Consider the following 12,284-nt stretch of genomic DNA (forward strand, 5'->3'; position numbering starts at 1 on the left):
GGCCCTGCCCCATACGCTTTAGCTCATTTTTGTTGCGCAGCCGTTACCGCACAGTGCTCCGCATGTGAGCGGCGTGCTTACCACGGTTACGGCTTGACGGCGCCAAGTTGTTTGTTCGCGACCGGAACGTCAAGCCCGATATTGCCGGGGTCTGCGATAGACTTCGATCCGCTGCGCCACTGACGCGGGCTCATGCCAGTGATGCGGCGAAACTCGCGGTTGAAGTTCGACTTGGTCGAAAACCCGACATCGAACATGATGACCGTCGCCGGCCGGCTGGTTTCGCGCAGAAGCACGCATGCTTCCGCGATCCGGCGTCGGTTGACGAACTGCGAGATATTGAGGCCGGTTGCGCGGTTGATGGCAACCGACAGATCCCGCGCCGGCACGCCGGCCTTGCGGGCGAGTTTCGCTAGACTGAGGTTTTCGTCGCGGTAGAGACCGTCCCGATCCAAAGCCTCTGTCGCGCGCGCGACGAGACCCTCATCCTGTGGATTGGCCTCATTTGCCTTCCCGTTCGGCAGCGGGCCTTCTCCTGCTTCCGGCGCAAGATAGTAGATGCCGGTTACCACGAGAACGACGATGTTGATCGCCGTCAGGACAAGCGGAATGTCGTCCCTCCCGTTGAACGTTGTGTAGATCGAGAGGGCAGCATCGCTGACTGCGAAAAACAGCATCAGCGCGGCCGTCATTCTGGCGGCCCGTAGGGCGGGACGCATTCGCTGAAGGCTGGCTTCGACCATGAGATCGGAACCTTCCGAACGGATCAGCCGCCAGAGGGCGACGCCGTAAAAGAGAAAGATCACCAGCAGGAGCGGATCGACCAGGATCGGTACAAAAAGGATTGAAGCGCCGACGCAAAACGGTGCGGCGAGGTGGCGCCAGGGTGCAGATCGCCCGTCGCCGGAAAGCGACTGGAAGGCGAGGAACGCAAGCGGCGGCATGACGGAGGCCGTGACCGGCTGAACCGGTGCGAGCGCCGTTATGCCGTAGCCGAAATGAAGGCCGACGACCAAGCCCTGGGCCGCATAGAGAACGACAAATGCGATGAAGTAGCGACGGCTTCCCGGCACGTCGACGCCTTTGAGGCTGTGATAGAGAGCAAGGGCAAAGACGATACCGACCAGAAACGGCAAAGGGATAGAGAGCACTGCAGTGACCCCGGCGGGAAATGGCCTGAAACATGTTTGAGGTCCGACCATATCACGATCGAGGTCGAAAGGCAGGCAGATACAGGCGCAAGGGTGGTGCCGTTCACAACCCCGATGGAGATTTCCATGGCCCTGCCCCTACCCCGCCTTCGCCTTGCAACCCTTGCCCTGATCGGTTTCGGGTATTCCGCAACCGCCTTGCCGGCCTTCGCCTTCGAGGCGGGAACCCAGTGGATCCAGATCAATCCGTCGCATCGAACCCAACCCGAGAGGGTGCTGATCACCTACCCGGCGAAGGCCGACGGCGAGCCGTATACGCTGGGCGCCGATGCTCTGTGGGTCGGCGTGCCTGCTCGCCGCAATGCCACGCCTGTGCAGGAAAAGTTTCCGCTGGTCATTCTGAGCCATGGCTCGGGCGGCAATGCAGCGGGGCTGGGCTGGCTTTCGACAGAACTCGCGCGCAACGGCTTCATCGTTGCGGCACCCAATCATATCCATTCGACATCAGGCGATTCCATTCCAGTGGAAAGCTTCAAGATCTGGGAGCGGGCACAGGATGTTTCAGCCCTGATCGATACACTGACGACGAGCGCCACCTGGAGCGCGCTTGTCGACAAGGAGCGGATCGGCGGCATCGGCTTTTCGCTCGGGGGCACCACGATGATGCTGACCGCCGGCGCCCGCGCGTCGCTTCAGACCTTTGTCACCCATTGCGCGGAGGCAGGCGGCAAGGATGCGGGCTGCAACTGGTTTCAGAAAGGCGGGGTGGATTTTTCCCAAGTCGATCGGGAGGCATTCGAAGGTGGTTATGGCGACAAGCGCGTTTCAGCGGTGATTGCGGTCGATCCGGGTTTTGCCATGGCTTACCAGAACGAAAGTCTTGCCGGCATCGATAGACCAATGCTTTTCATCAACCTCGGCGAAGGCGACGGCATCATGTCCGGCACCAACGCCCAGTCGCTGGCAGTCGATATTCCGGAGGCCAACTACGCGCTAGTTCCCGGCGCAAACCATTTCTCGTTCCTGAGCATCTGCAACGCGAATGGAGCAGAATTGCTGAAGCAGTATGAGGATGATCCGGTTTGCGATGAGGTGAGCGACATCCCACGCGAAAAGCTGCATCAGCAGATCTTCTTCAATATTGCCGTCTTTCTTCGCAGAACGCTGCTGGAACGCTGAGCGCTCAGCCAGCCGCAGGGAGGAGGCCTTTAGACAGGGCCTCCTTCACCGCGAGTTCCGCCATGGCGAGCGTTGCTTCGCGGGTTCTGGCGGCGGCGATAAAGCGGCCGTTGTGGCAGAACGTGGCGCCTTCGACGCCGGATGCGGCTTCCAGATCTGCATTGGTGAGGCCGGCCCATGCGGCGGGGAGATCGGCGCGCAGTTCGAAACCGTCATCGGCGCGGCGGATGCCGGTGACGCACCAGTCCTTGTCGCGCGGGTGGACGACGAAGAGAAGCTGATCGGCGCCGGCCTTCAGGATGGCGGGGCGGAACGGCATGCCCATCGGCAATTCGAGAATGCGCCCCTCGCCGGCCTTGGCAATGGCGTCCAGAACCAGCGTCTCTGCCCGCAGCTTTGCGGCGCGCTGGGAAATGCCGGCTTCGACAAAGGCGCGGGCGATGACGAGCGCTGCATGGAAGGCACGGTCATCGGCGCCTTCGTCCTTTTCGTCGAAGGCGGGCTTCAACGTTTCAAGAAGCGACGGCAGTGTCAGGCCGGCCATCGGACCTGCGACCGAGGGGCTGAGCGCGCCATTGTCCATCAGGTCGATGGGCAGTACGAACTTGGTATCGAAGGCTGCGTGCACGGCCTCGACATGCGCTTCCGGAACGCCGAAGGCGAGCAGGTAATCGCGGCCGTAGTGCTTCCAGATCAGGCCGAAGGAACTGAACGGCGCACCGTCTTCGCGCAAGGGCGCACCGCGCTGGTGATGATCGAAAATCTGCGCCTGCGCGTCGAAGGAGCCGCCGACGTCGTAGATGATGCGGTCGCCACCCGGCGTGATCCATTCGGGAGCCCGGCTGCGGACGATGCGTGCATCGGGGAACAGCCGCGTCAGGATGACACTGGACAGGAGTTCGTCGGCATGGAAGCCACCGGAATGGGTGACGAGATAATCTGGAGCCATGCCGCGATCAGCCTTTTCTTTCAATGGAAAGAATCAGATAGCCGGAGCGGAGGGCCTTCTCAAGCGCTGAGGTGTGGTTTCAGGAGAATGCGTCAGGAAATTGCAGTAATTTCGAGTTCATGACCGTTTACGGTCACGACATCGCCGACCGACTTGCCCAGAAGCGCACTTGCAACGGGAGAAACGTAGGAGATCGAACCTTCCTTCGGATCGGCCTCATCCTCGCCAACGATGCGATAAGCCTGCTCGCGGCCGTCGTCACGGCTGAAGCGCACCGTGTTGCCGAAGGCGACGACTTCAGTCGAAACCGGTGCAGGCACTAGCTGAGCGCTGTGCAGCCTCTCGGCGAAGTAGCGGAGGTCGCGCGCGGGACCTGCGGCCTGGCGGCGGCGCTCGTTGACGTCCTCAACCGTGTTGGCCGCGTCAAAAGCCTCCTTTGCGGTACGAAGCTGCGCCTCTAGCGCCTTCAGGCCGGCCTCGGTGACGAGGTTGGGATGCGACGAGACAGGCCTGTCCGGCAGCTGGGTTTCCGCTGCGGTTTCGGCACTTTCTTCCTTCACGAAGGCGACGCTCACGTGCGTGTTCCTTTCAACTGAGATGCGGCCTTACTTGGCCGCAAGTTGCTTCTTCAACGCATATAGGGCGTCGAGCGCATCGCGCGGGCTCATTTCGTCCGGATTGATGGCTTTCAGCGTTTCCTCGACCTTTGACGGACCGCGCTTCATCTCATCTTTTCTCACCGCCACCTGGAATAGCGGCAGATCGTCGATGAGCTGGCTTGCGGGGTTCTTGCGATCGCTGTCCTCAAGCTTGGTCAGCACATCTCGGGCACGGGCGACAACGCTGTCGGGCAGGCCGGCAAGCCGTGCGACCTGGATACCGTAGGAGCGATCGGCAGCACCGGGTCCGACTTCATGCAGGAAGATGACCTCGCCGTCCCATTCCTTGACCTTCATCGTGGCATTGGAAAGGCGGTTGAGCTTTTCCGAGAGCACGGTGAGTTCGTGGAAATGGGTGGCGAACAGCCCACGGCAGCGGTTGCCTTCGTGCAGGTGCTCGACTGCGGCCCAGGCAATCGACAGGCCGTCGAAGGTTGCCGTGCCGCGGCCGATCTCATCAAGGATGACCAGCGAACGGTCCGTCGCCTGGTTGAGGATCGCTGCCGTCTCGACCATTTCGACCATGAAGGTGGAACGGCCGCGGGCAAGATCGTCGGAGGCTCCGACGCGGGAAAACAGGCGGTCGACGATGCCGATATGGGCGGACGCGGCAGGAACGAAGGACCCCATCTGAGCTAGGATGGCAATCAGCGCGTTCTGGCGCAGAAACGTCGATTTACCGCCCATGTTGGGACCGGTGAGGAGCCACAGGGCGCCGAACTCGTCGGTCCCACCAGGTGAAAGATCGCATTCGTTGGCGATGAACGGTCCTGACGACTGACGGCGCAGGGCCTGCTCGACCACCGGATGGCGACCGCCTTCGATCGCGAACATGCGGGACGCATCGACCGCCGGGCGGCGGTAGTCCCACTCCTCGGCAAGCATCGCAAGTCCGGCTGCGACATCCACGATGGCAAGCGCGCGGGCGCCGGCCTTGATGGCCTCGGCTTCGCCAATCACCGCCTCGACCATGAGACGGAAGGCTTCGAGCTCGATCGTCAGCGCCTGGTCGGCGGCGTTGGCGATGCGGCTTTCGAGATCGGCCAGTTCGGTCGTGGTGAAGCGCATCGCATTCGCCATGGTCTGTCGGTGGATGAAGCGCGCCTTGGCTTCCGGCGTATCGGTCATCGGGCCGGCATTGCCAGCCGTCACCTCGATGAAATAGCCGAGCACGTTGTTGTGCTTGATCTTGAGCGACTTGATACCGGTCTCTTCGGCATATTGCAGCTGCAGCCCGGCGATGACCTTGCGCGACTGATCGCGCAGTGCGCGGACCTCGTCCAGTTCGGCACGTGCACCATCCGCAAGAAAGCCGCCATCGCGCTTGAGGAGCGGAAGGTCTTGCGCAAGCGTGCTGCCAAGCAGGGTTTCGAGTTCTCCCGGCAGCATCTTCAGATCATCGAGAGCCTCCGACAGTTCCTGCGGCAGCATTGCGCCATCGAGGAAGCTTGCAACACCACGCGCTGCTTCAAGACCTGCAAGGATCGCACCGAGATCCCGCGGGCCGCCGCGATCGAGCGCCAGACGGGACAGGGCGCGCGGCATATCCGGCACATGTTTCAGCGAGGAGCGTAGATCCGAACACAGGCCCGGCTCGTCACGGAGGAAGGAGACGGAATCGAGCCGGCGGTTGATGCGGTCGGGATCCGTCAGCGGCGACATCAGCCGTTCGGCCAGAAGCCTTGCACCGCCGCCGGTGACGGTTCGGTCGATCGCCTTCAGAAGCGTGCCTTCGCGCTCGCCTGACAAGGTTTTCGTCAGTTCCAGATTGCCGCGGGTGGCTGGATCGATGAAGAGCGTCGAGGCGCCGCTTTCGCGCTCGGGCCTCCCGAGCGGCGGGCGCTCGGCCATCTGGGTCTTTTCCACATAGGCGATGGCCGCTGCGGCCGCTGCCATTTCGGCGCGGGAAAACGTGCCGAAGCCATCGAGCGTGCCGACGCCGAAATAGCGCGCGATGCGGCCTTCCGACGTGGCGCTGTCGAACAGAACCGAAGGCTGCGGCACAGCGACGCGGCCAAGCACGTCGAAGACCGGCTTCAGCTCCGCATCGTGAAACATCGTATCGGGCATGATCAGTTCGCGCGGCTCGATCCTCAGGATATCAGCCAGCAGGCGCGAGGGCTCGGTTTCCGCCAACCGGAAGACGCCGGTGGAGATATCGATCCAGGCAAGCGCCATCAGAGGTTCAGCAGCGCCCTTGATGCGGGCAAGCGTCATCAGGTAGTTGGATTCCGAAGCGACGAGCAGCTTTTCCTCAGTGATCGTGCCGGGTGTGACGAGCCGCACGACATCGCGTTTGACGACCGATTTGGAGCCGCGCTTCTTCGCTTCCGCCGGATCTTCCACCTGTTCGCAAACGGCGACGCGAAAGCCGAGCATGATCAGCCGCTGCAGATAGTCATCCGCTGCATGGACAGGCACGCCGCACATCGGAATGTCCTGCCCCATATGCTGGCCGCGCCTCGTCAGCGTGATGCCGAGCGCGCGCGAGGCATCGATCGCATCCTCGAAGAACAGCTCGTAAAAATCGCCCATCCGATAAAACAGCAGCGATCCGGGATTGTTGGCCTTGATCTCGATGAACTGTTCCATCATCGGCGTTGCCGACGTGCGGCTTTCCTCCGAAGCCAGCTGGTCGGTCGTCAGGGCATCGAGCGTAGGTCTTTGAAAATGGGTCACGGCACCAATGTTTGTTGCGCAGATTTGTTGTTGCGTCTGGAAAGAGGCGACACTATCGGTGATGACCCTTGAATTACAACATCCCCCGCGACCTCGAGGGGCGCTGCCCACAAAAAGCTGGAGAGGCCAATGCCCGCAAACGACAAGACGCCGGAAAAGAACACGCGCAACAGAGCGTCGGTGACCGAGCAGGAAGCGCTGGATTTCCACTCGCAGGGACGCCCCGGCAAGCTTGAGATCACTCCGACAAAGCCGATGGCGACGCAGCGCGACCTTTCGCTTGCCTATTCGCCTGGAGTCGCCGTGCCGGTTCTGGCGATCGCCGCCGACCCTTCCAAGGCCTACGACTACACGACGCGCGGCAACATGGTGGCCGTGATTTCCAACGGCACGGCAATCCTTGGTCTCGGCAATCTCGGTGCACTGGCATCCAAGCCGGTCATGGAAGGCAAGTCTGTCCTGTTCAAGCGGTTTGCCGATGTGGACAGTATCGATCTCGAGGTCGATACGGAAAACGTAGACGAATTCATCAACTGCGTGCGCTATCTCGGCCCGTCCTTCGGCGGCATCAACCTTGAGGACATCAAGGCGCCGGAATGCTTCATCATCGAGAGCCGTCTGCGCGAACTGATGGACATCCCGGTTTTCCATGACGACCAGCACGGTACGGCGATCATCGCCGCCGCCGGTCTCATCAACGCGCTGGAACTCACCGGCCGCGACCTCAAGACGACGAAGCTGGTGTGCAATGGCGCTGGTGCTGCCGCGATCGCCTGTATCGAGCTGATCAAGGCGATGGGGTTCAACCCTGCCAACATCATCCTCTGCGACACCAAGGGCGTGATCTACCAGGGCCGCACCGAGGGCATGAACCAGTGGAAGAGCGCACATGCCGTGAAGTCCGACAGCCGGACGCTGGAAGAGGCGATGAAGGGTGCCGACGTGGTGTTCGGTCTTTCCCAGAAGGGTGCGTTTACCGAAGCGATGATCCGCTCGATGGCCGACAAGCCGATCATTTTCGCGATGGCCAATCCCGATCCGGAAATCACGCCGGAAGAAGTGGCGCGGATCCGCGACGACGCGATCATGGCGACCGGCCGCTCGGACTATCCGAACCAGGTCAACAACGTGCTGGGCTTTCCCTACATCTTCCGCGGTGCGCTCGATGTGCGAGCCCGCCAGATCAACGATGCGATGAAGATTGCCGCAGCGCAGGCGCTGGCCGATCTTGCCCGCGAGGACGTGCCTGATGACGTGGCTGCCGCCTACCAGGGCAACCGGCCGCGTTTCGGGCCGCAATACATCATTCCCGTGCCGTTCGATCCGCGGCTGATCTCGGCCATTCCCGTCGCCGTCGCCAGAGCCGCGATGGAAAGCGGAGCAGCGCGCCGCGACATCACCGACCTTGACGCCTATGGTCGCGAGCTTTCCGCCCGCCGCGACCCGATCGCTGCAACGACGCAAGGGATCTACGACCGGGTTCGCCGCTTCCCCAAGCGCGTGGTGTTTGCCGAAGCCGAAGAAGAGCAGGTCATGCGGGCCGCGATCTCCTTCTGCAGCCAGGGTCTCGGCACCGCCATCCTGCTCGGTCGCGACGATGTGATCCGCGAGACGGCGGAAAAGGCCGGTATCGACCTCGAACGCCCCGGCATCGAGATCATCAACGCGCGCATTTCCAAGCGCGTCGATACCTATATCGACTTCCTCTACGCCCGCCTGCAGCGCCAGGGACTGCTTCTGCGTGACGTGCAGCGGCTGATCCACCACGACCGCAACCATTTTGCCGCGACCATGGTGGCCGTGGGCGATGCGGATGCAATGGTAACCGGCACGACGCGCAATTATGCGACCGCTCTTTCCGACGTGCGCCGCTGCATCGACGACAAGCCCGGACACAAGGTGATCGGCGTGTCGATCGTTGTGGCCCGCGGCCGGACGATCTTCGTGGCCGATACCGCCGTGCACGACATGCCGACTGCCGAGCAGATCGCCGACATCGCCGTGGAAGCCGCACGCGTCGCCAAGCGCATGGGCTACGAGCCCCGCGTGGCGCTGCTTGCCTATTCCACCTTCGGCCAGCCAATCGGCGAGCGCTCCGAGCGTGTCCGCGAGGCGGTGAAGATCCTCGACGGGCGCCGGGTGGATTTCGAGTATGACGGCGAGATGGGTGCCGATGTGGCGCTCAATGCCAGCCGCATGGAGCAGTATCCGTTCTGCCGCCTCTCGGGCACCGCCAACGTGCTTGTCATGCCGGCCATTCATTCGGCCTCGATCGCCACCCGCATGCTGCAGGAGATCGGCGCATCGACGCTGATCGGGCCGCTTCTGGTCGGTTTGGATAAATCGGTGCAGATCACCCAGATGGGCGCGAAGGACTCCGAAATCGTCAACATGGCGGCGATTGCGGCCTATAACGCGGGGTCCTGAGAGACCCCGCGCCGACGCTTTTGTTGAAAGCTTCAGCCGATCGGATTAGGGTGTTTCATCTGGTCCGATCGGAGTTCCCGTTTCATGAAGACCGTCAGCATTCAGGAAGCCGAAGAAAACCTGTCGCAGCTTGTCGATGAAGCCGCGAACGGGGAACCGTTCGTGATCGCCAGAGCGGGCAAGCCGCTGGTGACGGTGGTTGCTGTCGATGAGGCGGCCGCACCCGAGGTGACCGGGCCCAGGAAACGGCGGATCGGATTCCTTAAAGGTCAGTTCTTCATTCCGGAAGACATGGATAAGGCGCTAGACAAAGAGATCGAGGATCTGTTCTACGGCGGACGCGATTGAGGCTGTTGCCGGATTCCCATCTTCTGATCTGGCTTGTCGCCGCGTCCGAACGCTTGCCATCCTCGGTGCACGACATGGTGGGTCGCTACTGCGGACCGACCAGGCTCCAAATCTAGAGCGCTCTAGTTCGCGAAGCGACCGGCGTCGGCGCCGAAGTAGTTGATGTAGCGGCCGGAGATCGATGCGATCGGTAGCACGATCAGCACATCCGTGGTGTTGAAAGCCTGATCGACGACGGCTCCCATTCCGATCATGGCGCCGAGGCGAAGGTAGCCCTTGACCAGCGGTGGCATGGCGGAAAGCGCTTGGCGCGGATTGATCGCCTCGGCCGGCATCAGATCCATGTTGCGATTGAGATCAGGCAATGCGTGGACCATCCACTCGTCCTTCACCAGCGCATTGTGATGGAGGAAGGACAGCGCCAGCGCGTGTTCTTCCGGACGCACGCCGGGGAAAGAGGCGCAGCCGAACATGGCATTGACACCATGCTTCAGCGCATAGGCCCAGTTGCCCTGCCAGAGCAGTTCGACGGTGCGTTTGGTGCGGTATTCGGGCAGCACGCAGGAGCGGCCGAGTTCCATGAACTGCTTGTCGGGATGGCGGGCGAGAAGTGGCGCGATATCGAACTCGGACGTCGAATAAAACCCGCCATTCGCCTCAGCGACGCTCTGGCGCAGAAGCCGGTAGGTTCCGACGATCTGGTCTTCGATTTCACCGTCTATCGCGTTGTCGACGACAAGCAGATGGTCGCAGATCGCATCGTAGCTATCGATATCCCGTCGAAGCCGCATCGCCTCGGGCTCAATCGTGGCGCCCATCTCCTCGACGAAGACGCGGTAGCGCACGGCCTGGGCGGCATCGATTTCGCGCAGGTTGCGGGCAAGCCGCGTTTCCAGCGTGCCGATGCGGCCGAACACATCGCTACCAACGCGGCTATTTGCCGGATCAGCAGCCGGGGCCTGCTTTGTCTCAGAGGTCAATGTGCGGTTCAGGAGTTCGATAGCCATGGTGATTCTTCCCGTACCGGTTGGATCACCCGCGTTTAAACATGCATCTGCAACAAGAGCGTGACAGATATCGTCACAATAGGAAGTGGTGCAAGGCCCGTCAACGCGACTGTCAGGACGTGCTGGAAGCCTGCGCAAAAAGGCGCAATTCCTCAATCAGAACAGCCGGATCGAGCGGCTTCTGAAGTACTTTGCAGGCGCCCTGATCGATGACTTTGCGCCGCGCCTCGCCGCGGCTCTCGGCTGTCAGCACCATGACGGGAACCGGCTGCAGCGCGGTTCTGGAGGCGGCAGAGATGAGATCCATGATGTTGCCGCCGGGCATATGCATGTCGCAGAGAACGACATCCGGGCGGTTTTCGCCAAGGGCTTCGATGAGACTTCCGAAATCCTCCACGGAACGAACCGTGTGCCCTGCCTTGCGCAGAACCGCGGCGACCAGAAGCGCACTGACGGGATCGTCTTCTCCGAGAAGAATATCGAGGGCCTGACCGGCTTCCCGCTTGCGATCGACCGAGTTTGAATTTTCAGGAGCCGGCACGTCCATTACCGGGCGGTCGCGGGCGCCAAAACCACGCATGCGGCCACTGAGGACATCGACCAGCGATTTTTCGCGCAGCGGCCGGATCAGCCAGGCATCGAAATATTCCTGGGGTTGCGACGCCCTTTCCTCCGGATTGACCAGTAGAATACGGTGCAGCGGCGCGTGCGACGGTTCCCACGCGTAGTCGGAGGCCAGTCGGTGATCGACGATGAGATCGGTATAGGGCGAGCCTGTCGCTTTGGCCCGATCGATCAATAGCTGCACCTGGGCGGGATCGGACACATGCCTCCCACGGCCGCCGAGTGTTTCGATGCTGGAAACGGTCGCAAAGGCGGCCGGACCATCTGGCGCGAGCAGAAGCACGCGAGAGCCAAACAGCGAGCGGTTGCGAACGGCAGCACCGGCCGGCGCATCCTCGGCCAGACGCATGGGGTAGCGGATAGTGAAGACGCTGCCATTGCCCTTGCGGCTGGAGACCGACAGCGAGCCGCCGAATTCGGCCAGGATGCGCGAGGCGATGCCGAGGCCGAGACCTGTGCCGCCGCTGCGCGTTTCCGCCGATCCTGCCTGTTCGAACGCACCGAAGATCCGGGTCTGCTCTTCCTCGGTCATGCCCGGGCCGGTATCGGCAACAGAAATCGCCACGGTCTCGTTCTCGATGAAGGCTCGAACCAGCACGCCGCCTGTGGTCGTGAACTTGACGGCGTTGCCGATGACGTTGAACAGAACCTGGCGAATGCGGGCAGGATCGAAGTCGAGAAGCTCCGGCACGGCGGCGGATACGGTGGCGGCGATCTCGATCCGTTTGCCATGGGCGCGGGGAGCGAGCATTTCCACGACACCTTCGATCAGCTGGCGCAGATCCGCTGCACGGTTGTTGAGACGGAACCGGCCGGCCTCCATCGTGGAATGATCCAGCAGATCTTCGACCAGTTGAGCCAGGGCGTAGCCGGACTGGCGGATACCGCTCAAGTAATTCTGCTGCTCCGCCGTCAGCTTCGTCTGACCCAAGAGGTGGGTCATCCCAAGAATGCCGTTCAGTGGCGTTCGTAGCTCATGGACGACGTTGGCGATCTGCGGAGAGCCCGAGACGTCGGGAGCAATGGCCTGTGGTCGGCGCCATTTGAGGATTTTCGTGAAGAGTGCGCGAAGAGCGCCTGGATGTCTCTGGACGTTCGCCGCGACCGGCTGCTCCGGCGTGCGGGGCACTCCATTCCATGCGGCGTCGTCAGACCCGTCCTTCGGCGCGAGCGACGTGAAGGCCTGTGAGATACGGTTCTGTATTTCGGCGATGTCGCGCATACGGAAAGATTACCCGAGGTTTCCTTCCGAAGTCTTAGA

9 protein-coding genes are annotated in these 12,284 nt (G+C 62.0%); 3 read left to right on the top strand and 6 right to left on the bottom strand.

The genetic code is table 11. The features are described from left to right. Positions 1 to 86: 86 nt before the first annotated feature. On the bottom strand, positions 87 to 1,151 hold the full coding sequence (locus AC0JZ8_RS04040; protein WP_471891867.1) for a helix-turn-helix domain-containing protein: 1,065 nt from the start codon (positions 1,149 to 1,151) through the stop codon (positions 87 to 89). Between the two features lie 126 nt (positions 1,152 to 1,277). On the opposite strand from AC0JZ8_RS04040, the gene AC0JZ8_RS04045 reads away from it, so the two are divergent. Continuing rightward, the gene (locus tag AC0JZ8_RS04045) at positions 1,278 to 2,330 is read left to right on the top strand and encodes an alpha/beta hydrolase family protein (protein ID WP_471891868.1); all 1,053 of its coding nucleotides are present in this window, start codon (positions 1,278 to 1,280) and stop codon (positions 2,328 to 2,330) included. A gap of 4 nt (positions 2,331 to 2,334) precedes the next feature. Here AC0JZ8_RS04045 and AC0JZ8_RS04050 read toward each other — a convergent pair whose 3' ends face one another. From AC0JZ8_RS04050 to mutS, 3 genes are all read right to left on the bottom strand, one after another. Next, positions 2,335 to 3,279 (bottom strand): MYG1 family protein, encoded by a 945-nt coding sequence (locus AC0JZ8_RS04050; protein ID WP_471891869.1) that lies wholly within the window; start codon positions 3,277 to 3,279, stop codon positions 2,335 to 2,337. A gap of 92 nt (positions 3,280 to 3,371) precedes the next feature. Continuing rightward, positions 3,372 to 3,854 carry a transcription elongation factor GreA gene (gene greA, locus AC0JZ8_RS04055; RefSeq protein WP_092663754.1) on the bottom strand — a complete coding sequence of 161 codons (483 nt, stop codon included), beginning with the start codon at positions 3,852 to 3,854 and terminating at the stop codon, positions 3,372 to 3,374. Between the two features lie 30 nt (positions 3,855 to 3,884). After that, entirely contained in the window at positions 3,885 to 6,533 is a 2,649-nt protein-coding gene (gene mutS, locus AC0JZ8_RS04060; protein ID WP_471893321.1) for a DNA mismatch repair protein MutS, read from the bottom strand. 213 nt (positions 6,534 to 6,746) lie between these two features. On the opposite strand from mutS, the gene AC0JZ8_RS04065 reads away from it, so the two are divergent. Continuing rightward, positions 6,747 to 9,044 (top strand): NADP-dependent malic enzyme, encoded by a 2,298-nt coding sequence (locus AC0JZ8_RS04065; protein ID WP_209902960.1) that lies wholly within the window; start codon positions 6,747 to 6,749, stop codon positions 9,042 to 9,044. Between the two features lie 84 nt (positions 9,045 to 9,128). After that, a complete protein-coding gene (locus AC0JZ8_RS04070; RefSeq protein WP_471891870.1) occupies positions 9,129 to 9,392 on the top strand; it encodes a type II toxin-antitoxin system Phd/YefM family antitoxin in 264 nt (87 codons plus the stop codon). A gap of 122 nt (positions 9,393 to 9,514) precedes the next feature. Here the strand turns inward: AC0JZ8_RS04070 and olsB are convergent, their stop codons facing one another. Together olsB and AC0JZ8_RS04080 are read right to left on the bottom strand one after the other, a co-directional pair. Beyond that, the gene (olsB, locus tag AC0JZ8_RS04075) at positions 9,515 to 10,399 is read right to left on the bottom strand and encodes a l-ornithine N(alpha)-acyltransferase (RefSeq protein ID WP_062454017.1); all 885 of its coding nucleotides are present in this window, start codon (positions 10,397 to 10,399) and stop codon (positions 9,515 to 9,517) included. A gap of 112 nt (positions 10,400 to 10,511) precedes the next feature. Further along, entirely contained in the window at positions 10,512 to 12,245 is a 1,734-nt protein-coding gene (locus AC0JZ8_RS04080) for a hybrid sensor histidine kinase/response regulator (protein WP_471891871.1), read from the bottom strand. Positions 12,246 to 12,284 lie beyond the last annotated feature (39 nt).

The organism is Velazquezella soli, from assembly GCF_977018685.1.